The organism is Cystobacter fuscus DSM 2262 (genome assembly GCF_000335475.2).
In the GTDB taxonomy this organism is placed as follows: Bacteria; Myxococcota; Myxococcia; order Myxococcales; family Myxococcaceae; genus Cystobacter; species Cystobacter fuscus.
The window spans coordinates 86,118-108,991 of the sequence record NZ_ANAH02000005.1 but is presented as its reverse complement, the minus strand read 5'-3'; the positions used below and the strand labels follow the sequence as shown (position 1 = coordinate 108,991).

General features: G+C 69.0%; 18 protein-coding genes, 1 tRNA gene and 1 pseudogene. 10 read left to right on the top strand and 10 right to left on the bottom strand.

Going from position 1 to position 22,874, the window contains the following annotated elements:
- Positions 1 to 42: 42 nt before the first annotated feature.
- The 5 genes from D187_RS08020 to D187_RS08000 form a co-directional block, all read right to left on the bottom strand.
- Entirely contained in the window at positions 43 to 1,998 is a 1,956-nt protein-coding gene (locus D187_RS08020) for an HD domain-containing phosphohydrolase (RefSeq protein WP_002627305.1), read from the bottom strand.
- A gap of 3 nt (positions 1,999 to 2,001) precedes the next feature.
- Complete coding sequence (locus tag D187_RS08015; RefSeq protein ID WP_002627304.1) at positions 2,002 to 3,486, bottom strand: HD domain-containing protein; 1,485 nt, start codon at positions 3,484 to 3,486, stop codon at positions 2,002 to 2,004.
- 147 nt (positions 3,487 to 3,633) lie between these two features.
- On the bottom strand, positions 3,634 to 4,773 hold the full coding sequence (locus D187_RS08010; protein WP_002627303.1) for a class I SAM-dependent rRNA methyltransferase: 1,140 nt from the start codon (positions 4,771 to 4,773) through the stop codon (positions 3,634 to 3,636).
- 158 nt (positions 4,774 to 4,931) lie between these two features.
- Positions 4,932 to 5,303 (bottom strand): hypothetical protein, encoded by a 372-nt coding sequence (locus tag D187_RS08005; RefSeq protein ID WP_002627301.1) that lies wholly within the window; start codon positions 5,301 to 5,303, stop codon positions 4,932 to 4,934.
- Between the two features lie 19 nt (positions 5,304 to 5,322).
- Positions 5,323 to 6,918 carry an NAD(P)/FAD-dependent oxidoreductase gene (locus D187_RS08000; protein ID WP_002627300.1) on the bottom strand — a complete coding sequence of 532 codons (1,596 nt, stop codon included), beginning with the start codon at positions 6,916 to 6,918 and terminating at the stop codon, positions 5,323 to 5,325.
- A gap of 308 nt (positions 6,919 to 7,226) precedes the next feature.
- Between D187_RS08000 and D187_RS07995 the strand changes: the two genes are divergently transcribed.
- A complete protein-coding gene (locus D187_RS07995; RefSeq protein WP_002627299.1) occupies positions 7,227 to 7,427 on the top strand; it encodes a hypothetical protein in 201 nt (66 codons plus the stop codon).
- A 138-nt stretch (positions 7,428 to 7,565) separates the two neighbouring features.
- On the opposite strand, the gene D187_RS07990 is transcribed toward D187_RS07995, so the two are convergent.
- Positions 7,566 to 8,255 (bottom strand): diacylglycerol kinase family protein, encoded by a 690-nt coding sequence (locus D187_RS07990; RefSeq protein ID WP_002627298.1) that lies wholly within the window; start codon positions 8,253 to 8,255, stop codon positions 7,566 to 7,568.
- A 216-nt stretch (positions 8,256 to 8,471) separates the two neighbouring features.
- Here D187_RS07990 and D187_RS07985 point away from each other — a divergent pair, with 216 nt between their 5' ends.
- From D187_RS07985 to D187_RS07960, 6 genes are all read left to right on the top strand, one after another.
- Positions 8,472 to 11,174: a golvesin C-terminal-like domain-containing protein gene (locus tag D187_RS07985; RefSeq protein ID WP_438356944.1), complete on the top strand. Its 2,703-nt coding sequence runs from the start codon at positions 8,472 to 8,474 to the stop codon at positions 11,172 to 11,174.
- A gap of 73 nt (positions 11,175 to 11,247) precedes the next feature.
- Positions 11,248 to 12,258, top strand: coding sequence for a type I glyceraldehyde-3-phosphate dehydrogenase (gene gap, locus D187_RS07980; RefSeq protein ID WP_002627296.1), 1,011 nt, complete (start codon positions 11,248 to 11,250; stop codon positions 12,256 to 12,258).
- Between the two features lie 39 nt (positions 12,259 to 12,297).
- Positions 12,298 to 13,488: a phosphoglycerate kinase gene (locus D187_RS07975; protein WP_002627295.1), complete on the top strand. Its 1,191-nt coding sequence runs from the start codon at positions 12,298 to 12,300 to the stop codon at positions 13,486 to 13,488.
- A 48-nt stretch (positions 13,489 to 13,536) separates the two neighbouring features.
- Positions 13,537 to 14,316, top strand: coding sequence for a triose-phosphate isomerase (gene tpiA / locus D187_RS07970; RefSeq protein ID WP_002627294.1), 780 nt, complete (start codon positions 13,537 to 13,539; stop codon positions 14,314 to 14,316).
- A gap of 74 nt (positions 14,317 to 14,390) precedes the next feature.
- A complete protein-coding gene (gene secG / locus D187_RS07965; RefSeq protein ID WP_002627293.1) occupies positions 14,391 to 14,861 on the top strand; it encodes a preprotein translocase subunit SecG in 471 nt (156 codons plus the stop codon).
- 119 nt (positions 14,862 to 14,980) lie between these two features.
- Positions 14,981 to 15,062, top strand: a tRNA-Leu gene (locus D187_RS07960).
- Between the two features lie 115 nt (positions 15,063 to 15,177).
- Here D187_RS07960 and D187_RS57600 read toward each other — a convergent pair.
- From D187_RS57600 to D187_RS07945, 4 genes and pseudogenes are all read right to left on the bottom strand, one after another.
- Positions 15,178 to 15,377 (bottom strand): annotated as a pseudogene (locus D187_RS57600) (IS3 family transposase); the annotation flags it as partial.
- A 48-nt stretch (positions 15,378 to 15,425) separates the two neighbouring features.
- Positions 15,426 to 15,857: a hypothetical protein gene (locus D187_RS07955; protein ID WP_002627291.1), complete on the bottom strand. Its 432-nt coding sequence runs from the start codon at positions 15,855 to 15,857 to the stop codon at positions 15,426 to 15,428.
- An 11-nt stretch (positions 15,858 to 15,868) separates the two neighbouring features.
- Complete coding sequence (locus D187_RS49625) at positions 15,869 to 17,359, bottom strand: hypothetical protein (RefSeq protein ID WP_245591646.1); 1,491 nt, start codon at positions 17,357 to 17,359, stop codon at positions 15,869 to 15,871.
- Positions 17,349 to 17,534 (bottom strand): hypothetical protein, encoded by a 186-nt coding sequence (locus D187_RS07945; protein WP_002627289.1) that lies wholly within the window; start codon positions 17,532 to 17,534, stop codon positions 17,349 to 17,351. Before D187_RS07945 ends, D187_RS49625 begins: the two co-directional genes overlap by 11 nt.
- A gap of 562 nt (positions 17,535 to 18,096) precedes the next feature.
- Here D187_RS07945 and D187_RS07940 point away from each other — a divergent pair.
- Genes D187_RS07940 through brxC form a run of 3 tightly spaced genes read left to right on the top strand, consistent with a single transcriptional unit; the run spans position 18,097 to position 22,872 of the window.
- Positions 18,097 to 18,879, top strand: a complete 783-nt coding sequence (locus D187_RS07940) for a hypothetical protein (protein WP_043428899.1) — start codon at positions 18,097 to 18,099, stop codon at positions 18,877 to 18,879.
- The gene (locus D187_RS07935; RefSeq protein ID WP_043428897.1) at positions 18,863 to 19,426 is read left to right on the top strand and encodes a hypothetical protein; all 564 of its coding nucleotides are present in this window, start codon (positions 18,863 to 18,865) and stop codon (positions 19,424 to 19,426) included. The genes D187_RS07940 and D187_RS07935 overlap by 17 nt, the downstream gene beginning before the upstream one ends.
- Positions 19,423 to 22,872, top strand: a complete 3,450-nt coding sequence (gene brxC / locus D187_RS07930) for a BREX system P-loop protein BrxC (RefSeq protein ID WP_051256264.1) — start codon at positions 19,423 to 19,425, stop codon at positions 22,870 to 22,872. Before D187_RS07935 ends, brxC begins: the two co-directional genes overlap by 4 nt.
- Positions 22,873 to 22,874 lie beyond the last annotated feature (2 nt).

The window sequence follows — 22,874 nt, the reverse complement described above, 5'->3', positions numbered from 1 at the left end:
GGCACTTTGAATTGTTTGTGTTTCGCGATTCGCGTTTATTGTTCACACCGTGGGCACGTACACCGAGGTCCTGCGGGGGACGATGCGCTGGGCCAGGGACTCGAGCTCCTGATCCAACTGGGGCACGTCCAACAGCAGCGAGTCCGGATCGTAGCGGAAGTCGGCCTGGGTGAAGCCCAGCAGCGTCTGCAGGGCCGGCTCACCAGTCTGTCCCGCCGCGGAGGCGAAGACGACCCGGCCCTTCTCCAGGTGCAGGAAGCCCTCATGCACGTGGTACTTGAGGTGCAGCCGCCCTGACTTCTTGCCCCCGCCCAGGCACTTGAACAGCTCCGGTCCGGGCAGCTCGTCCATGCCTCCGCGCACCACCCGCGCGGGCCCGTTGTGCCGGATGCGATCCTCGTACAGCGTCTTCAGCGTCCGGGCCGCCTCGGCCAGCGCCGTGGGGGGGAGCACCGCCGTCGCCCCGCACATCATCAACCGCTCGCGTAGGCCCGGGTCCGGATCTCCGAGCACCACCACGGGCAGGCCCGCGTGCTCCGCCGAGGCGCGCACCGCCTGCAACAGGGCCACCACCTCGTCGATGCCGAACTTCAGCCCCACCACCAGCACGTCGCACTCCTGATGCACCAGCGCGTCGTACGCCCCGTCCAGCAGCGACAGCGCATACGCCACCAGCCCCTGCTTCTGCACGGCCTCCAGCAGCCCCGTCCGCGTGCCCTGCTCGGGCTCCACGATGAAGATCTGCCGGCCGTCGTTGACGAGCCTCTGCCGCAGCAACTCGCCGCTCTGCACCTGCGTGACGATGTTCGCCACCAAGGGGTCGTACAGCTTCCCGGCGTTCTCCTTCAGGTGCTCGATCGCCTTGGCCTTGCTGTGCAGCTTGCCGAGCGCATTGGCCGGGTTCTTCGTCAGCTCCAGGTAGCTGTCCACCGTCGCGAGGATGCGCGCGCCCAGGGTGATGTCGTCGCCCTTGACGCCCTGGGGCGTGCCCGAGCCGTCATAGGCCTCGTAGAGCTGCGCGAGCATGGTGTTCACCTGCACCGGCAGGTTCACCGTCTCGAAGAGCTTGGTGGGGACGCGGCAGTAGCGCTTCGCCTCGGCCATCCACTCGGGATTGACCGCGTTGCTCGCCAGGCAGAAATGGCGCTCGGCGGGCTTGCCCAGGTCGTGCAGCAGGCCGGCGATGCTCACCGCCGTCACGTCCTTGGGCGCCATGCCCAGGCGCCGCGCCACCACCGCCGCCTGGCGCGCGAGCTGCGCCGAGTGCCCCCGGTGGTGCTTGTGTTCGCGCTCCATCATCGACACCAGGATGTTCAACGTCTCGATGTAGTCGCCGTCCGACACGGTGCCGCGCGAGGCCAGGAGCGCATCCCCCCGCGTACCCGCGCGCGTCTGCGTGCCCGGACGCTGCAGCCGATGGCGGGTCTCCGAGTCGAGCCGCAGCTGGAGGCTCGCCTTGGGCGCCGTCCCGGTGGTGCTCTCGAAGGCGGAGGCCATGGCGTTGACGTCCGCGCGCATGTGGCCGCCCAGCTCCAGCGACGCGAAGGCCGTGGGGTCTCCGTAGTAGTGCTTGCGGATGGCCGCGGCGATGGAGCTGCGCAGGCCCACGTACGCGTAGACCTCGGACATGCCCGTCACCAGGGCGATCTCGTCCATCAACTTCTTGTTCTGCGGCTCGGCCGCCACCACCGACAGGAGCTTGCGCTCCGGATCGATGGCCAGCGGGAGCACGTTCTGCGCCTCCGCCAGCCGCACCGGCACCTTGTCCAACACCTCGGTGGCGATGCGCGCCTTGGCCAGCTTCTCCGCGGAGACGAAGCGGGTCTGGAACTCGGCCGCCAGGAATCGCAGCAACCCCGATTCCTGGAGCAGGCCGATCTCCACCAGACAGTCCCCCAGCCGGTGGCCGGTGATCTTCTGGTGCTCCAGCGCCTTCTGGATGGACTCGCTCGTGACAAGGCCCGCTTCGACGAGCCGTTCACCCAGTCGCTTCGCCATGGGTCAACCTTCCGTGTCCGTGCCGTCCTCGGACTTGGGCTCCGCCTTCGGCGCCGTCAGCACGCTGAAGGGCTTGAAGGTCAGCTCCTTGGGCACGTTCACCGGCTCGCGCGGCGGCTTGGGCTCGCGCGCCTCCCGAGGCTCCCGGGGCTCCTTGGCCTCCCGAGGCTCGCGCGGCGGACGGGGCTCGCGCGGGGGCTTGGGCGGGCGCTCGGCGCGCTCGGGACGCTCGGCACGGGCCTCCACCGGGGCGCCGTCGCCCGAGGGTGCGCCCGCGGACTTCTCCGGCCGCTCCCGGTTCTTCTTCTCCTTGTTCTTGCGGCGGCCACCGCCCTCCACGGGCGCCCGGCCCCGCGAGGTAGGCGCCGGACCCTTCCAGAGCGAGCGGTTGTAGGGCCGGAGGTTCTCGGTCCACCGATCGTGGGGGTCGCGCTGCATGGCGTCCGTCCAGGCGGCGATGCGCGCGTCGAGCGCGGTGAGCGAGTGGATGATCTGCGCCTCGAGCGTCACGGGGGCCCGGGGCGAGCCGCTCTCCACCTGGCCGAACTGGGCGATGACGAGGTGGGTGAGGTGCTGCTCGAGCAGGGGCGGGAAGTGGGGGATGCCGAGCGCCTTCTCGCGGATCTTCTGCGCCGTGAGCACCAGGTGGCCCACGAGCCGGCCCTCGTCGGTGGGCTCTCCGCCCGCGGAGGTCTCCGCCACCCGCATCACGTCATGGAGCAGGGCGCCGGCGAGCAGCAGGTCGCGATCCGCCATGGGGTAGTGGTCGGCCACGCGCAGCACGAGCCGCAGCACCGACAGGAGGTGATCGGCCAGGCCCCCGCGGTAGGAGTGGTGGACGCCCTTGGCGGCGGGCGCGTGCGGCAGGGCCGCGGCGACCTGTGCGTCATCCAGGAAGGCCAGCAGCAGTGCCTTCACGTTGGCGTCGTTCACGCGCTCGGCGACGAGCTCGCGGATCTGCCCCACGGCGCGAGCGCCTCCGGGGCCCTCGCCACCCTTGGCGGGAGCGGACTCCTCGCGCCGGGCGGCCGGCTCGTCCTTGCGGGCCTCGTCGCGCTTGGGCGCGGCGGACTCCTCGGGGGCGGCGGCGGCCGGGGCGAGGGGCGCCGGCGGGGGCTCGAACTCCTTGGGATCGAGCGGCTCGGGATCCAGCTTCTCGAGCGCCTCGATGACGACCTGCGTCTTGCCATGGAAGGCGATGACGTGGCCGTGCACGAGCGCGTAGTCGCCCGCGGAGAAGGTGGGCTCGAGGGCGTCGACCTTGTCGAAGACGCGCGCGTCGATCTCACCGCTCTTGTCGGTGAGCACGAGCGAGAGGAACACCTTGCCACTGCGCGCGGTGACGCGGGTCTTCTGCGCCACGCGGAAGACGGTGTGGACGGGGTCCTTCTCGCGGAGATCCTTCGCGTACACCTTGCGCACCGTTTCCACGGAGGCCTCGGGGGCGGAGGAGGAGGAGGGGTCTGTCTGATGATTGTCGGTCGTCATGATCTCGGCGCGGCACACTACCACCACCGGGGCGGAGTGGATGTGCTCCGTGTCCTTTCTTCCCGGGGTGTCGCGTTGCCCTGGCCGACCCGACCGCGCCGGACGTGCCGCGCGCCGTGGGCGGGGACGCCACGGCGCCTCGGTGCGTCAGCTCGCCTCGAGCGCGATGCCCGAGAGGTAGTCGGTGGCCGAGAAGCCCACCAGCGTGGGGTGATCCGGCGGCAGGCCGAACCGGGCGATGCGGAAGCTGCGGCGCTCTTCCTGCTCGCACGCCTCGGCCACCAGGTTGTCGAAGCCGCCCATGGGCAGGGGTGGGTGGTAGCCGACGATGAGGACGACGCCGCCGTGGCGCGTGGCGCGCAGGCCCAGGCGCACCTGCTCGACGAAGGTCTCCGCGGAGGTCGCATCGGGGGTATCCAGCAGTACCAGATCGAAGGTGTCCTGCACGCCGTGGAGCACGTCGAGCGCGTCGCCGCGCTCCACCTGGAGCCGACCCAGCAGGCCATTGGCCTCGCCGTTCTCGCGCGCCAGGTCCGCGGTGTCCGCGTCGCTGTCGAAGGCGAGGATGGAGCGGGCGCCATGGCGTCCCGCGTGCACGAAGAGCCCGCCCACGTGGCAGCTTGGATCCAACACCCGCGCGCCCTGGGACAGCCGGGCCAGGAAGCGGCGCAGCTCGCGCTGGTCATACGGATAGCCCACGCCCGAGCCGTACTGGAGATCCACCGTGAAGCGAGCGCCCAGCTCCAGCACGCGCGTCCACCGGGGAGGGGTGCCGTGCAGCACGTGGGGGCGCTGCGCGGGCAGGCCCAGTTGCCGGCGCCGCGGCGTGTCGTTGCGCAAGAGCACGGACTCCGCGCCGCTCACCTCGACGAGGGCGCGGGTGATTTCCTGCAGCCGGGCGTCCATGGCGCGCGTGAGCGTCTGGACGACGAGGTGCCGGTCGTACCTGTCCACGATGAGCCCGGGCAGCGCGTCCCCATCGTCGTTGATGGCGCGGCAGAAGCGCGGGTCGTCCACCGTGAGCGCGCGGCGCTCGAAGGCGTGGCGCACGTGACGGGGAATGAGGCCCTCGGCGGTCTCGTCGGCATAGCCCAGGCGGCGCACCGCGTAGGAGGCCTCGAGGTCCACGTCCGCCAGGCCGAGCAATCGTCCCTGCTCGTCCCGGAGCTGGACGGCTTCTCCCAGCGCGGGCGTCCCCTCGATGGAGACGATGTCCTCCCGGCGAACCCAGGGGGCTCCATGCTTCAGCCTTTGTGCCGCTTCTCGGGACAGATAGGTATTGACCAAGTTCGTCCTCCCCTCGGCGTCGGCCGAATGACGCGCTCCGAATGTTCCGTACTGAAAGGAACAGTCGTTGGCGGGAGGACGATTTCGGTCTCGGGCTCCAAACGCCGCGCTGGAGGGACGGGAAGCGGGCGGGGCGGAACGCTCGTCTGGATGGCCGCTCAGCTCCGGGGAGCGCCCGGCCGCTTGAAGGCCTTGTAGGTGACGCGGGTGAGCAGCGCGCTCGTGGTCAGGGCGAGCACGATGCCCAGGCCACGCCGGGTCCAGGAGTCGCTGGCGATGAGCATGAGCGCCCAGATGGCCAGCAGCACCGAGCCCACCACGGTCATTGCCTGGCTCCGGGCCTTCCACCCCCGGGCGGGAGGCTTCGCGCGGGCGAGCACGGGGATGGTCGAGGCCTTGCGCCAGAGGGTCTGCCCCTCCTCGCGCACCTCGTCATCGGGGCCCACGAGGCCCTGCATGTACGCCAACTCCACCTCCCTGAAAGAGAGGTAGTCCAGCTCTCCGTCCGGCGTACGTACGTGGTAGCGCATCGTGCCCTCCCGGGTCGAGTCAGGCCAGTTCGGCCGCAATCTGCTCAGCCACGCGCAGTCCATCAATGGCCGAGGAAACGATGCCACCAGCGTAGCCGCAGCCCTCGCCCGCGGGGTAGAGGCCGCGCATGGACACCGACTGCATGTCCTCGCCGCGGGTGATGCGCACGGGCGAGCTCGTGCGGCTCTCGATGCCGATGAGCTTGCCCTCGTCGCTCACGAAGCCGCGCATCTTGCGGTCGAACGCCTTGAGCGCCTGCTTGAGCGATTGCGTGAGGCGCTCGGGGAAGAGGCGGTTGAGGTCCGTGTGCGCCAGGCCCGGCCGGTAGCTGGTGCCGCCCGGATCCTTCTTCACGCGGCCCGCGAGGTAGTCGGGGATGGTCTGCGCGGGGGCGAAGAACTTGCCCTCGCCCAGCTCGTACGCCTTGGACTCCCAGTGCCGCTGGAACTCCAGGCCCGCGAGCGGACCGCGGAAGCCCTCGCGCTCGAAGTCCTCCACGGACACCGTGACGACGATGCCCGCGTTGGCGTACTTCGCGTTGCGGCGCGAGTTGCTCATGCCGTTGGTGCACTGCAGCCCATCCTGGGTGGGCGTGGGCACCACGATGCCGCCCGGGCACATGCAGAAGGAGTAGATGCCGCGCACCTCTCCGTTCACGTCCAGGTTCTCCGCGAGCTTGTAGTCGGCCGGAGGCAGCTTCGGGTTCTTCGCCGCGCTGCCGTACTGGATGGAGTTGATGAGCCCCTGCGGATGCTCCGCCCGGAAGCCGAGCGCGAAGGGCTTGGGCTCGATGACCACGCGCCCGTCGGCGGCGAAGCGCTCGTAGAGCTCGCGCGCCGAGTTGCCCGGGGCGAGCACCACCCGGTCGCTCTCCAGCACGCGTCCGTCCGCCAGCCGCACGCCCGTCACCCGCCCGTCGCGGTCGAGCACCGCCTCCACCTTGTGCTCGAAGAGCACCTGGCTGCCGCCGGCGATGAGCTCCTCGCGGATGCGCGCCACGGCGCCGGGCAACAGGTCCGAGCCGATGTGCGGCTTGCCCTCGATGAGGATGTGGTCCGGCGCGCCGCAGCGGGCGAACGTCTCGATGACCTTGCGCACGTGGGGGTGGTTGATGCGCGTGGACAGCTTGCCGTCCGTGTACGCGCCCGCGCCGCCCTCGCCGAAGTTCATGTTGCTCTCCGGGTCCAACGTCCCGTCGCGCATGAGCTTCGCCACGTCCTTGCGCCGCGTCACCACCTCCCGGCCCCGCTCGACGAGGATGGTGCGCACGCCGCGCTCCAGCAGCGCCAGGGCACAGAAGAGACCCGCGGGGCCGGTGCCGATGATGAGCGGCAGGCGCTCGGGCTCCTTCACGCGCGCGGGCGGCTCGGGCGGCGGTGGCGTCTCCCCCACGTCCGGCGGCAGCCGCGGTGGCACCCGGCCCGGAGACAGTTCCACCTCCAGCGTATAGATATAGCGAGGGCTGCCTTTCTTGCGTGCATCGAGCACCGCGCGCACCACGCGCACGGACTGGAGATCGCCTCGCGTCACCCCGAGCTTCTCGGCCGCGCGCTGGCCCAGCAGCTCCTCCGGCTCGTCCAACCACAACCCAATGTTGTTCACCCGATAAGCCATGCGACGCTCTTCTCCTCAGCCGACGACGGCGCGTATGTGCGCCACCCCATGCCTGGAATGCAAGCCAGCGAACAGCGGAGTTTGCCAAAGGTGCGAACCGGGTGACGCACTCCGCCGTGGTCCATCCCCGTGCGCGCCGCGAAAGTGCGAAGGCCCGTTCGCAGGCGAGGAGCCTCGTGCCACCCCCGGGCTCTTCATAACTCCTTGGAGTGCATGGGAAATCCGTCCACGAGTCGACGGCTGGCACGAGGGTTGAAGAATGATTCTCCAGTGACTACGCGGTCCCACTGTTTCTGGAGGAAACGACCTTGAACGCGAACAAGCAGAAGACCCGTCTCCTCGCCCAGAATTTCTTCAACCAGCTCCGTGCGGACGGCTACACCCCCATGCAGATCATCGGCATGGCCACCGAGTTGTTGGACCTCGTGTCGGAGGACCTCAAGGGGGTGCACGCCAACGTCGCACCGGTGAGCCCCGAGAGCCGGCCGGACTTCCGCCAGGAAGCCTGACCGCTTAGAATGCGGACTGTCCCTGGCGGGTGAGCCGGGTTCCGGGCGGGTCCCGGGGCTCGAGCGCCCCCAGGCGGCACAGCCCACGCGGTACACGAAACCGGCCTCGAGCCGGTTTTTTCGTTTCCGGGGGGCTCGTCACCCGGGCGGACGGGCGGCGGCCTGCTCCCGGCGCCGCTGGCGCGCGGCGGACGCGGCGAGGATGAACAGGCCGGCGTTCACGGCGGTGAAGACGGAGCTGACCGAGTACGCGGCGAGGGCGCCGAGCAGCAGGGCGCCCACCACGACGGCGGACACATCCATCCAGCGGGCGCGCCGGTGGGGGAGCACCAGCAGGGTGACGCACCCGGTGAGCGGCAGGCCGAGCGCCACCTGCCGGGCGATTTGAGGGCCGCTCTCGGCGACCGTCTCCCAGTTGTTCACGAGGATGGAGACGAAGATGACGACCGTGCCGATGGCGAGCACGAGCACGCCCGCGGCGGCGGCGTCCTTGGTGAGCCGGGCCTTCTCGTCGAAGTGCCGGGTGGCCAGGTCCACCAGGTGCTCGAGCGCGCTGTTGAGGATCTCCGCGAAGAAGATGAGCAGCACGCAGAAGATGAGGATGACCTTCTCGGCGACGCCCAGGGGGATGCCACTGCCCACGAGCCCCACGAGCACGGCGGAGACCAGGTGCACGCGCATGTTGCGCTGGTGCACGGCGGTGTGGATGAGCCCGTCCCAGGCATGGCGGAAGGAGGCGAGCACGCCCGTGCCGCCTCGCGAGGCGTAGGCGGGAGGCCGGGGCGTCTCCGGGGGAGGTGGTGGGGAGTAGGGAGCGGGGGAACTCATTGAGGACAGGTTAGCGGGAGAGTGGGTGGGCACCCACGAGTTCGATTGGCAGGCCTCGCGCCGGGACCTAACGTCCGGCGCCTCATGGCACTTCCTGCATCCCTCCGTACCACTGTCTGGGTGTTGCTCACGATCTTCTGTTGGCCTGGAACCAGCCAGGCCCAGGAAGAGGACGCTGCTCACGCCTGTGGGCTGGAACCCCCGGACGCGGAGTACGTGCCCTTGCCCGGCCCCCGGCCCCATGAGACCCGCTGGTCGCCCACCGAGCCCGCCCTGGTGCGCCGCGAGCAGCGCGGCTCCGGCATCTCCGCGTTGTCGGGGGTGCCCCAGACGCGCCTGCGCACCGGGGCGCTGTCGGGGAAGACCATCTACCTGAGCCCCGGGCATGGCTTCTACCGCAGCTCGCCCCTGGGCCGGTGGGCCACCCAGCGCGGCAACACGAACGACGTCGTCGAGGACATGGTGTCCCTCGAGACGATGGACCAGTACCTGCTGCCGATGCTGATGGGGGCGGGCGCCACGGTGGTGCCGGTGCGCGAGCCGGACCTGAATCCCCAGGGCGTGGCGCTCGACAACGGCGGGGTGGGGTACTCGGAGCAGGGGCCGGCGGAGCTCTTCTCCAGCACGGGCCCTGCTTCTGGATGGGGCGTGCCGCCGGTGCCCATGGGCAACGCGGTGCTGCCCTTCCAATTGGGAGACACCCGGCTCATGACGGCCGCGGCCACGGCCACGGCGCGGGCCACCTGGGCGCCCCGGGTGCCCGCGGACGGCGCCTACCACGTGTACGTCTCCTATGGCTCGGACCCGAGCCGCGTCACCGACGCGCACTACGTGGTGCGGCACGCGGGCGGCGAGAGCCACTTCCGCGTGAACCAGCGCCGCCACGGGGGCACGTGGGTGCTGCTCGGCCGCTTCTACTTCCGGGCGGGCGCTCCGGCGGAGTCGGCGTCGGTGGTGGCGCTCAACGACTCGGCCGAGGCGGGCACCGTGTCGCTGGACGCCGTGCGCCTGGGCGGCGGCACGGGCGATATTGGAGATGCGCAGATGGGTCCACTCGCGCGTCCGCGCTCCGAGGAGTGCGCGCGCTACCACGTCCAGTATAGCGGCGCACCGTTCTCGGTGTTCGCGCCCACGGGGACCAACGCGCTCTCCAACGAGCGCAACGCCGACGTCACCGCCCGCCCGCGCTTCGCGGCCTGGCTGCACGAGGAGGGCGAGGACGCTGTGTACGTCGCCTGGCACACCAATGCCTCGGCGAATGGATCCGCTCGGGGCACGGAGGCCTACGTCTATGGACTCAATCCCGTGGACGGCAAATACGAGCCAGCGAAGAACATCGTCCCCGGCAGTCCGGAGCTCGCGCAGAGCCTGCTGGACGAACTCAAGGTGGACCTGCAGCGGGAGATCGAGCCGAACTGGCGGGTGCGCAACCTGCGCTCGGCCAACCTGGGCGAGGTGAACGCGACCCACAATCCGGAGATCCCCTCCGTGCTGGTGGAGGTGGCCTACCATGACAACGCCCAGGACGCCGCGTGGCTCAAGGAGCCGCACTTCCGGCGCGTCGCCGCGCGGGCCTTCCTCCATGGCCTCATCAAGTACTTCGCCGTCCGGGATACCCCGGAGGGCCAGGCTCCCGTCATCCACCTGCCCCCCGAACCGCCCTCGGCGGTGGCGGCCCGCAACGCGGGAGGCGGCCAGGTCGAGGTGAAGTGGGCGCCGCCCGCGGATCCGGATGGCGCCGTGCCCCCGCAACATCCGGCCACGGGCTACCGCGTCTACCAGAGCACGGATGGGCTGGCCTGGGACGAGGGTACGGACACCTCCGCCACGTCCTTCTCCCTGCCGCTCGCGGCGGGCACGACGCGCTACTTCCGGGTGGCGGCCGTCAACGAGGGCGGCGAGTCCTTCCCCTCGGACGTGGTGGGCGTGAGCGTGGGCGCGACGGACGGGGCGCCGCGCGTGCTCGTGGTCAACGCCTTCCGGGCCCTGGACGCGACGATGGCGCGCGTCGAGGAGCTCTCGGCGTACGATCTGGGCTCGCCCCGGCGCCTCTTCGTGGAGGCGATGAACGACGGGACGGCCCTGCTCCGCCACGGGGACGCGCTGGCGCGCAACGCCGTGGCCTTCGACGGCGCGACGAGCGAGGCGATCGCCGCGGGCCTCCTCACCCCCGTGGGCTACCCGGTGCTGGATTGGTTCTCCGGGCGGGGACAGGCCCGGAGCGAGGGTCCCGACGCCACCGAACAGGCCCTGCTGCGCGCTTTCGTGCTCGGGGGCGGGCACCTGCTGCTGTCGGGCAGTCAGATCGCCTCCGCGCTCGCGGTGGGAAGCGCCGAGGACGTCGCCTTCCTGACGGACATCCTGCACGCCCGGCCAGTGTGTGGTCTGTCGGCGCCGCGGGTGGGGGGGCTCACGGAGGGCCTCTTCCCGGGCCTGGCGGGCTCCCTGTTGGATGACGGGCGGCGGGGCTCCTTCCCGGTGGGCGCGACGGACGTGCTCCGGCCGGGGGAGGGGGGCCAGCCGGTGCTGGGCTATTCCGGAGCGGACACGGCGGCGGGAATCCTCTCCGCGCCGGGGGGACAGGTGCTCTTCCTGGGCGTGCCCTTCGAGGGCGTCGTCACGCCCGAGCGCCGCGCGTACCTGATGGGGGCCTTCCTGGCCCGGGCGGGGGTGCTGACGTCGCCGCCCCCGGCGCCCGGGGCGGAGGAGGCCCTTCCCCTGGACCTGGACTCGGGCGGCTTGAGCTCCCCGGGGGGCGCATTCCCGTGCACCCTCGAGCAGGTCCCCGGCTCCTACGGCGAGGAGCGGGGCGGCTGCGGCTGCGGGGCGGGGGGGGGAACGGGTTCCCTGGCGGGACTGTTGCTGTTGCGTCTTGTGCAACGCCGGCGGACACGTCATTTGGCTCGCGGAGAGCGTTGACTCGCGTGCCGCCCATGCCTACGGTCGCCCGCCTTTTCGTCCCTGCCCCATTCCCCGCTCAAGGAGCTTGAACATGGCCACCAAGATTGCCATCAACGGATTCGGTCGTATCGGTCGCTGCGTGCTGCGCGCCGCGCTCGCCCGCAAGGAGAACCTCGAGTTCGTCGCCATCAACGACCTCGACTCTCCGGCCACCCTGGCCCACCTCTTCAAGTACGACTCCGTGCACGGCATCTTCCCGGGCACCGTGTCGGCCACCGAGAAGGCCATCGTCATCGACGGCAAGGAGATCGCCGTCACGGCCCAGAAGGATCCCTCCGCGCTGCCCTGGAAGTCGCTGGGCGCGGACATCGTCCTCGAGTGCACGGGCCACTTCACCGAGCGCGAGGGCGCGATCAAGCACGTGAACGCGGGCGCCAAGAAGGTCATCATCTCCGCTCCGGCCAAGGGCCAGGACTTCACGATCGCCTACGGCATCAACCACGACCAGTACGATCCGGCCAAGCACCAGATCCTCTCCAACGCCTCGTGCACCACCAACTGCCTGGCGCCCTTGGCCAAGGTCCTCACCGAGTCCTTCGGCATCGAGAAGGGCGTGATGACCACCATCCACAGCTACACCAACGACCAGCGCATCCTGGACCTGCCGCACAAGGACCTGCGCCGCGCTCGCGCCGCCGCCCTGTCGATGATCCCCTCGTCCACGGGTGCCGCCAAGGCCATCGGTGAGGTGCTCCCGAGCCTCAAGGGCAAGATGCACGGCATGGCGGTGCGCGTGCCCACCCCGAACGTGTCCCTGGTGGACCTGAGCGTGGTGCTCTCCAAGAACGCCACCGTCGACGCCATCAACGACGCCTTCAAGAAGGCCGCCGAGGGTCCGCTCAAGGGCGTGCTCCAGTACAACGACGAGCAGACCGTGTCCGTCGACTACAACGGCAACCCGCACTCCTCCATCTTCGACTCCACCAACACCATGGTCATGGGCGACAACCTCGCCAAGGTGATGGCCTGGTACGACAACGAGTGGGGCTTCTCCAACCGCATGGTGGACGTGGCCAAGTTCCTGTCCTCCAAGGGCCTGTAATCCCCCAAGGCCGTCAACACGGACCAACCAGAGGGAACGATGACGATCCGCTACATCGACGACATGCAGCTCACCGGCAAGCGCGTCTTCATCCGGGTGGACTTCAACGTTCCCCTGGAAGGCCGGCGCATCACCGACGACACCCGCATCCGCGAGGCCCTGCCCACCATCCAGAAGGCCCTGGACCTGGGCGGCAAGGTCATCCTCGCCTCGCACCTGGGACGGCCCAAGGGCGTGGAGCCCAAGCTGTCCCTGGAGCCGGCCGCCTCGCGCCTGTCCGAGCTGCTCGGCGGCAAGCACGAGGTCATCCTCGCCGATGACTGCGTGGGCGACGGCGTGCGCAAGCTGGTGAAGGATCAGAAGGAAGGCCAGGTGCTCATGCTCGAGAACCTGCGCTTCCACAAGGAGGAGGAGGCCAACGACGAGGCCTTCGCGCGCGAGCTGGCCTCCTTCGCCGACGTCTACATCAACGACGCCTTCGGCACCGCGCACCGCGCGCACGCCTCCACCGCCGGCATGGTGCCCCACGTGAAGGAGAAGGGCGCCGGCCTGCTCATGCGCAAGGAGCTGGAGTACCTGGGCGGCGCCATCAAGAACCCCGCCAAGCCCTTCGTGGCCATCCTGGGTGGCTCGAAGGTGAGCGACAAGATCAAGGTCATCGAGAGCCTGCTGCCCAAGGTGGACGCGCTGCTGGTCGGCGGCGCCATGGCCTACACCTTCCTCAAGGCGCAGGGCATCGAAGTGGGCAAGAGCCGCGTGGAGGAGGACAAGCTATCCATGGCCATGCGCCTGCTCGAGGCGGCGCAGCGGCTCAAGACGTCGCTCGTGCTGCCCATCGATCACATCTGCAGCACGGAGCTGGGCGACAAGGGCCCGCTGCGCGAGGTGCCCGACCGGGCCATCCCCGCGGACCTCATCGGCCTGGATATCGGCCCGAAGACGCGCGCCATGTACGCCGAGCACATCCGCAACGCCAAGACGGTGGTGTGGAACGGCCCCATGGGCATGTTCGAGGTGGAGCGCTACGCCGCGGGCACGCGCTCGGTGGCCGAGGCCATGGTGGCCAACAAGAACGCGGTGACGATCGTGGGCGGCGGCGACAGCGCCGCGGCCGTCAACGAGATGGGCCTGGGCGTCAAGCTCAGCCACGTGTCCACCGGCGGCGGCGCCTCGCTCGAGTTCCTCGAGGGCCGTGAGCTGCCGGGCGTCAAGGCGCTCGAGACGAAGTAGTCCACCCCCTCCGCTTCATCCACCGTCCTCCCCGAGGAGTCAGTCCCCATGGCCGCACCGTCGCGACGCAAGCTCATCGCTGGCAACTGGAAGATGAACAAGACGCTCTCCGAGGCGCTCGCGCTGGTGCGGGAGTTGAAGGGACTGGCCGCGGGGCTGCCGGCGGAGCGCGTGGAGGTGGCGGTGGCGCCGCCCTTCGTGTCGCTCTCCGCGGTGGCGAAGGAACTGGAGGGCTCGGCGCTGAAGCTGGCCGGCCAGAACTGCCACTGGGAGGCGAGCGGGGCGTTCACCGGCGAGGTGTCCGCGCCGATGCTCAAGGACGTGGGGTGCTCCTACGTCATCCTGGGCCACTCCGAGCGCCGGCAGTACTTCGGCGAGACGGACGAGACGGTGAACAAGCGCATCCGGGCGGTGCTGGCGGCGGGGATGACGCCCATCGTGTGCGTGGGCGAGACGCTGGCGGAGCGCGAGGCGGGCCGCACGAAGGACGTGGTGGAGCAGCAGGTGTTGGGCGCGCTGAAGGGCTACCAGGCGGCCGAGGTGGCGAACTTCGTGCTCGCCTACGAGCCGGTGTGGGCCATTGGCACGGGCCGCACGGCGACGAGCGCCCAGGCGCAGGAGGTGCACCGGGCGCTGCGCGAGCAGCTGGGGCGGCTGTACGACGTGGGGACGGCGGAGCGGGTGCGCATCCAGTACGGCGGGAGCGTGAAGCCGGACAACGCGGCGGAATTGCTGGGCCAGCCGGACGTGGATGGGGCGCTGGTGGGGGGCGCGAGTCTGAAGGCGGGAGACTTCGCGGGCATCCTCAAGGGCGCGCTGGGAGCATAGGAAGATTGTCACCGAGCGCGCCGTTCGGTTAGGCTGCGCGACCTTTTATTCAGGACTGGAAAGAAGAGCCAAGCATGCTGACCTTCGTGACGATCGTGCACGTCCTGCTGTGCGTGTTCATGATCTTCGTCATTCTGTTGCAGCCCGGTAAGGACGCGGGCATGGGCTCGGCGCTGGGCGGCGGAGCCGCGACGAGTGCCTTCGGCGGCCGGGGCGCGACGACGTTCCTGACGAAGGTGACGGGCGTCTGCGCGGCGCTGTTCTTCCTCACGTCGCTGGGCCTGTCCTTCGTGGGCATGCGCTCCTCGGTGGCGGCGGGCGCGGTGGCTCCCGCGGCGGCTCCGGCTCCGGCCGGCACCCCCGGGCCGGGCCCCTCGACGACGGGCGCGCCTCCGGCGGGCCAGATTCCGGCGGCCACTCCGCAGGACACGGCGGCCCCCACGGGCGCGGCGCCCGCGGAGCAGCAGGCCCCGGGCACGCCTGGCACGGTGGAGCAGCCGCGCCCGGCCGAGACGCCGGCCCCGGCTCCCGCTCCCGCTCAGTAGGCGGGCGGCCAGCGAGCCCCAGCAAAGTGCAGGTGGGGCTCGCTAAATAAAATTGTTGTCGGCGGCGCGGTTCATGGTACTAGAGGCCGCGTCGCAACGCGGTTCGCGGTTCGCAGCAAGCCCAGGTGGTGGAACTGGTAGACACACCATCTTGAGGGGGTGGCGCCGAAAGGTGTGCGGGTTCGAATCCCGCCCTGGGCACTCCGCAAGAGCCTCCGAGTCGAAAGACTCGGGGGCTTTTTTGTTTTCCGGGCTACGCCTCCTGTCCAGGTGCCGCCAATGTGCCGTTGGGGCGCTCGTCGAGGGCGCGGACCGCCTTGTGTCGCTCGGACTCCGGACGCTCCTTCCAGGCATGGTCGCCCGAGCGCGACACGCCCAACTGCTGGCACATGAAGTCCACGGGGACAGGGTCTGGCGCCTTGCTCTGGCCGCTGTCGGCCTCGAGTCCCCAGTGGCGTAGGGCTGACTCGGTCCCTTGGCCACCTGTGGCAGGTTCCTGCTGCCCTCGCGCACCAGCTTGACCGCCTCGGCCCTGAACTCCGGGGGGTGTGCCGTCGTCTACGCTCAGTCTTGCATGCGCTTGGCAGCTTCTTCCGCGGACATCGGCGGTTGCGACGCACCGAAAAAGAACGTCAAGTCATATGCTGTTCCAGCGAACTCTCCTTCAATGTGAACATGCTCCACATCGGCCATGCCATCGCGATAGGCACGCAAGAGCACGGTTTGTAGGTACTCCGCTTGGGTTCGAGACAGATCGAACCTCAGTTTGTTTGTCCCGCCGCGAGAGACGGCGCTCCGCTTCACACGCTTGTCTGCCAGCAACGACAGAAGCAGCGTCCCACCATTGGGAGAGCGCACCGTGAGGGATTCGGCAAGTCCCTGGAGGAGGAGCGAGATCTCGAGCGTCCAGACCCCGAAGCGCTCCTGCATGATTTCCACAACGGCTTCTCTCTGTCCGAAGATGATCTCGTCATCAGAAGCAAGAAATCGATTCATGTTCCATCCCGCTACCATCTCAAGTGCCAGTTCTCCAAAACCTCGCCCGTCTTGGGGTCCAGGCGTTCGAGATGGACGTGTGGTGTATCACCTGGCCTATGTCCCTTGAGATCTTCCGGCCTGGCTCGATACTGCCACTTTCCATCTCGGCTCCGGAGCTTTCCAGACTCGAACTCAACTGGATCCTTGCCGATCTTCTGTCTCGCCAAGGACCTCGCTTCCCGCTCTGATGAAAACCTGGCTGAGTGGTTCTGCGTTCGAGCTGACGCGTAGTCCTGCGGGTAGTCTCTAGCAGATGGTCGTGCTTCATTTGTCCCCGTGCTGGCCCGTTGGAGGATGATTGTTGCCCCCGGCCCGCCGCTCAGCACCGTAGCCGTCTTGCCTACCGGCACCACCACGCGTTCCACCATCAGCAGGCCCTCGGCCGAGAGGGACAGCACCGGCACGCTGGCCTCCAGCCCGCCCACCGCCCGTGTCAGCGTGCTCGTCGTGCCCCCAGCCGTGCCAAACGTGACGATGAGGTGGGTCAGCAGCGTGGAGGTGGCCTTCACCTGCTCGCCCCGAGTCATGTACCGGAAACGCTCGAGGTACTCGGGCGAGGAGGCGATGAGGGCCGCGACTCCCGCCGGAAGGTGTCGCAGCGCCGCGAGGCTGTCCAGCGGGCGCGTGAGCAGTTGGCCCATGGCATGGTACAGCCCGACGAAAGCATCCTCCGCGCCATCCAGCGAGCGGCCGATGTAGTCGGCGTCGTCGTACACCTCGGCCAGCCCGGGCCCTTGCATGAGGGGGCGCAGTTGCGCATCCGCCTGCCGGAAGACCCACCCGCTGACGGTGTAGAAGCGGCCCAGCTCGAAGGAGCCAGCGCGAAAGGCTTCCTCCTTCCACTCCACCGGGCCCACCTTCTGCTGCGTGCGTCCGTTGAGCGTCCAGGCCAGGTAGCCATCCGGCCGCAGCACGGCCACCGTCTTGAATCGCTCCACCCGGCGCAGCAACTCCTCGCGGGAGACTGCCCCTCCGTCCAGCACCTCTCGCAGCAGGTGGCAGACAGCCATGCGCGGCGGGAACGAACCCAGCGTCACGGGCTTGTTCAACAGCACCGCCAGCACCCGGGCCGCCTCCTCGGTCGTGAGGGGAGCGCCTCGCGGGGGCTCGTCGTTGACGTTGTCCAGGCCCGCCAGCAGCAGCAGGGACTCGAAGGCGTCCGCCTGCCTGGCCCCGCTGGCCACCGCGCGCACGGCCATTTCAGCCGGGCTCGCCATGGCCACCTTCGTGCCCTGTACGCGCTCTCCCCGTCGGGAGAGCAGCCTCGTTGGTGCATTCGCACCCGTAGCCGCGTGCTGGGCGTCACCATGTCCCTCGCCCACCAGCCCGGGCGCGGCACGCGGATTGAGGTCCAGGAGCGCACCGCGTTCCGAGGATGGAGTCACCGTGATGCAGCCGGTGGACAGCACGACGGCTCCAAGCACCAGGGCCACCCACTTCCGCGCCATCTCAGCGGCCATGCGCCACTCCCAGGCCCAGAGATGTGAAGGCGCCCGGGCGCTCCTTGGAGTCGGACTCGTCCGCAGGCCAGCGGCTGATCCGGTCGCGGTTGACGTAGCCCACGATGCCCAAGGTGGTTGCAGCCGCAGCGGCGAGTTTGCCGAGGTCGTTGGCGATGATGGGGAGGAAGACCATGAGGGACTCCGTGTGTGGCCGGGAGCAATTTCCGAGCTCAGGAGCTGATACCCACCGGCGCCCTCGGATTTCGGAAGATTGAAAGGGTAGGGCGGCTGGTGTCTGCTCCTTCTTCGGCTCCGCCCCACCGCTGCCACTGGTGGCAGGCTCGCCAACTACCCTAGAAGGGGATGACCACTGCGCGCGTACACCGAAGAAGTGGTCGTCAATCCCTCTTATGCACCCTATGCGCACGCCTTGCCGGCAGCACCGGCTACACCACCGTCGGCCCCTACTATGGGGGGGAATGGGTGGCGCGTTTCCTGGGAGGGTTCGAAAGTAAAACCCCTTTCCCTACGTCGCCAACGTCGCGTAGAAGAAGCTTGATCCCGGGAGGAAGTACCCGGAACACCCGCTACTAAACCGCCACCCTGACGGCGAGTGCGAGGGCGCGTAGCGCGTACCCGCAGAAGCCGATTGAGTCCCGCAGCTCCCGGAAGTTCAAGTTGGTTGACGTGGACGCCTGCGTGCAGAGCGGCGGTGCGGGAGATGAAGGCTCGACCCCGCGAGCCGAGGACGCCGAATGAGCAGGACGGCCGATAACCACCGCGAGCGCCTCGGCTTCCGCGACGGCGATAAGGGCACGCACTCCAGCCGCACGCTGATGCTGACCGAGCTGGAGCAAGTGCTCGCCGCCACGCCTCCCGAGGCCAGCGTCGCCGACTTCCGGCGCGTCGTCGTCGAGAACAACGTGCTCGGCAAGCGCACCGCGACCACCCGCGAGCACACCGTCCGCAAGCTGAAGGCGCTCTATGGGCTCGACCCGACGATCCCCGTCTACCGCGTGATGAGGCGGATCTGGACCGACGACGCAGAGGGCCGCCCGCTACTCGCGCTCCTGTGTGCGGTGGCCCGCGACCCCCTGCTGCGCGCGTCGGTCGATGTGGTCCTTGATGCCCCTCTCGGCTCGGAGGTCACCCTGGCTAAGCTCGCCGAGACAGTGCGCCCGTCCTTCTCGGCCTCCACGCGCGACGCCATCGTGAGCCACCTCGTCTCCACCTGGGTGATGGCGGGCTTCTTGATGGGCACCACGCGCAAGATCCGCACCAGTGCCCACGCAACGCCCGGCACTGCTGCCTACGCGCTTGCCCTGGGCTTCATGGAGGGCGGGCGCGGCAGCCTGTTGCTCTCGACCTCGTGGAGTCGCCTGCTCGATCGCTCACCCGATGAGGTGCTGGCACTCGTCCAGCAGGCGGCTCGGTACGGATGGATCGAGTACCGGCAGGCGGGGGATATCATGGACATTCGCGTGGATGGACTGTTCACCGAGACAGAGAGGGCGTGGTGCGATGGCCAGCCGGGTTGACGCGCTTGCCGACGCCTACGAGCGTCATGTCGGCTTGCCTTGGGATCGGGGGCTGGCTCCGCAGCAGCGTGTGTGGTTCGCCCTGTACCCGAAAGAGGAGGAGCGCCGCCTCCGCTACAAGGTCGAAGCCTTCCAGCTCTCCACCACCAAGGCCGACAAAAAGTGGGTGCTCGTCGATATCACCGACAGCTTCGCCCGCTGGATAGAGGGGGAACGCTACCGGGAGTCCTACTTCAAGAACCCCAAGATGATGGCGCCCAAGCTCTCGCAGTTCCTTGAGGCCGTGGCGCGGGATGTAGTGACCCAGGCCCGGGCCGCCGGGGCCGACGAGAACACCGTGGTCGCCGTGCTCGGTGTCGCCAGCCTCTTCGGCTTCGCTCAGGTGTCCGATCTGGTGCCGAAGGTCATCACCGAGCTTCCGGGCCGACTGCTCGTGTTCTTCCCCGGCTCGCGCGAGGGCAACGTCTACAAGTTGCTCGATGCCCGCGAGGGCTGGAACTACCTCGCCACGCCCATTACCGCCTACGACGATGGGAGTACCCCATGATGCTGAACCGTGAGGTCTTCGCGACCGACCCCGAGAGCCTGGAGTTGCTCAACCACGGCGTCGCCGAGGTCAAGGGCGGACGCTCCGAGGCCGAGCTGCGCACGCTCCGCTACGAGCTGTCCACCTTCGTTTGTGAGGGCCAGTACCGAGCCGGCTTGCGCAAGGTGCTGGAGACGTACTTGGCCAACCTCGGCAAGACCGAGCAGCAGGGCATCTGGGTCAGCGGCTTCTTCGGCAGCGGCAAGTCGCACTTCATCAAGGTGCTGCGCGCCCTGTGGACCGACGAGCCGTTCTCCGACGGTACCCGACCGCGCGGTCTCGCCCATCTCACCGACGAGATCAACGACCACCTGAAGGAGTTGTCCACGCGCGGCAAGCAGTCCGGGGGCCTGCACGCCGCCGCAGGCACCCTCGGCGCATCCGCCCGCAGCGTGCGTCTCGGCATCCTCGCCATCGTGTTCCGCTCCGTGAGCCTGCCCGAGCGGTACGACCTCGCCTCGTTCGTCATGTGGCTTCGCGACCACGGCTGCCTCGATGCCGTTCGCGCCTCCGTCGAGGCCGAGGGCGTCGCCTGGGACGAGGAGCTCCACGACTTCCTTGTCTCCCCGGTCATCCACGCGGCCATCGCCAAGCACTTCCCGAAGTGGACGACGCCCGTGGGAGACATCGGGAGCCTGCTCCACGCGAGCTTTCCCGACCGCGACGACGTGTCCAACGAGGACATGGTGGCCGCCATCCGCAAGGCGCTCACCCGCGATGGACACTTCCCCCGCACCCTGCTCGCCATCGATGAGGTGCAGCAGTACATCGGCGAGACCTCCGACCGCGCCCATATGGTGCAGGAAGCGGCAGAGGAGTGCTCCAAGCGGTTCGGCTCTTCACTGCTCATCATTGGCACCGGCCAGTCGGCGATGGCGAGCACGCCCCAGCTCCTCAAGCTCAAGGGTCGCTTCCCCATCGAGGTGCAGCTCTCCGACGCTGACGTGGACACGGTGGTCCGCCAGATCGTACTTCGCAAGCGCGCCGACCGCATGAACGCCGTGCGCGCCGTGCTCGACAAGCACAACGGCGAGATCAGCAAGCACCTGGCCGGCACCCACATCGGCCCGCGCCCTGCGGATGCCGACGTGCTGGTGTCCGACTACCCGTTGCTCCCGGTGCGCCGCCGCTTCTGGGAGCACGCCCTGCGCGCCGTGGACGTCGGCGGCACCACCGTTCAACTTCGCAACCAGCTCCGCGTCGTCTATGAGGCCGTGCGCTCCACCGCCGCCAACCCACTCGGTACGGTCATCCCCGGCGACTTCCTCTACTTCCAGTTGGCACCTACGCTGCTCCAGACCAGCGTGCTGCCGCGTGAAGTTCACGAGCTGGTCGGCAAGCTCCAGCAGGCTAAGGGTGGGGGCAACTTCCTCAAGGCCCGTCTCGTCGCGCTGGTGTTCCTGATCGGCAAGCTCCCCCGTGACAAGAGCCAGGGGGGCGATCTTGGCGTGCGCGCCGACACCGAGACGCTAGCCGACCTGCTCGTGCAGGACTTGGAGCACGGCGGGGCCGAGATCCGCAAGCAGCTCCCCGCAGCCTTGCAGGCCCTCGTTGAAGACGGCCAGCTCATGCAGGTCGAGACGGAGTACCGGGTCCAGACCCGTGAAAGCGCAGCCTGGGAGGCCGACTTCCAGAAGCACCGCAAGATGCTGAGCGACGACGACAGCAAGGTTGGCACCGCGCGGAGCGAGGCGCTGGCCGAGGCGGTGAAGAAGCGCATCGGTTTCGGCAGCGTACCCCACGGCGCGTCTAAGGTGTCTCGTAAAGTCCAGCTCTACTTCGGGCCGGTCGCGCCCACTGTCGATGGCGGCACCGTGCCCGTGTGGGTGCGCGACGCCTGGGCAGAGAGCGTGGCCACCATCCAGACCGACGCCGTGAAGGCAAGCAACGACTCGCCACTGGTGTTCGTGCTATTGCCAACCGGCAATGCCGAGGGCATCAAAAATGCACTTCTGACGCTGAAGGCCGCCGAGGTTACCCTCCAGACGCGTGGAGTGCCGAGCGGCGATGAGGGGAACCTAGCCCGCGCCGCTGTTGAGACGCGCCGCAACCGGGCGAAGGAGCAGTTGGAGACCCTACTCGACGAGGTGCTCGACAATGCCCAGGTCATTCAGGCCAATGGCACTGAGGTAGTTGCTGGCACTCTCGTGGACAGCGTGAAGGCCGCCGTCGCGAACGCGCTGGTTCGCCTGTTCCACAAGTTCAGCCTCGGCGACCACGGCAAGTGGGACGCAGCGTTGAAGAAGGCCCGTGCGGGCGACGGCACTGCACTCACCATGGTTGATTGGCACGGTGACATCGAGAAACACCCGGTCTGCCACGAAATCCTGAGTTTCACCGCCGCCGACCAGACGGGCGCGGAGATCCGCAAGTGGTTTGAGGGGCCGCCCTACGGCTGGTCTGGTGATGCTGTGGACGGAGCGCTCTATGTCCTCATGTTGACCGAGCACCTGAGGGCCTCAACAGGCGGGGGCGCATCGCTCACCGCTGCGGGCCTTGAGCGCGCCAAGATCGGCCTCTCCAAGTTCCGCGCCGAGACGGTTCCGCTGTCGCCTGTGGAGCGCATTAGCGTGCGCCAGCTCATGCAGAAGATTGGCATCGCCTGCAAGTCGGGCGAGGAGTCCACTAACGCGCCCGCGCTATTGGCCGAACTGAAGCGCCGGGCCGCTGCCGCCGGGGGCGAGCCCCCGTGCCCAGTGCCGCCAAGCACAACACACCTGCTCGCGCTCGACTCGCTGGCCGGCAACGCCCTGGTGAAGAAGCTCTACGAGGCCCGCGACACGCTCGCGGTGAACGTGGACGAGTGGGACAAGCGCGCCAAGGCCATCAAGGCCCGCCAACCCCGTTGGGAGGCTCTAGGGGCGCTCCTAAGCCACGCCGCTACCCTGCCGGTCGCCGCCGAGGTCGGTGCGCAGCGGGACGCCTTGCGCGACGGACGCGGCCTGCTCACCGAGCCCGACCCGCTGCCGCACCTGTGCGAGCAGGTCACCACCGCGCTGCGCGAGGCACTGGTGGCAGCCCGCGACAGCTGGAAGGCGGTCCACGACGCCGAGATGGCGGCGCTCACCGCCACCGAGGTGTGGGGCAAGCTCACCTCCGAGATGCGTGAGAAGTTCCTGATCAAGCACGGCGTCGCCACCGTGCCGACGGTGATGGTCGGCAACGACAAGGAGGTCATCTCGTCGGCGCAGGCCCGCCCGCTGGGCCAGTGGGCGCTCGACCAAGCTGGGCTGCCCGGTCGTTTCGCGGCAGCCCGTCTTGAGGCCATCCAACTCGTCGCCCCCAAGGCCCAGCCCGTGACCTTGCCCAAGGCCACGCTTCACAACGAGACCGAGGTGGACCGCTGGGTCGCCGAGGCCCGTGCCGCCATTCTCGCCCAACTCGCCGACGGCCCCGTCGTCGTCTGATC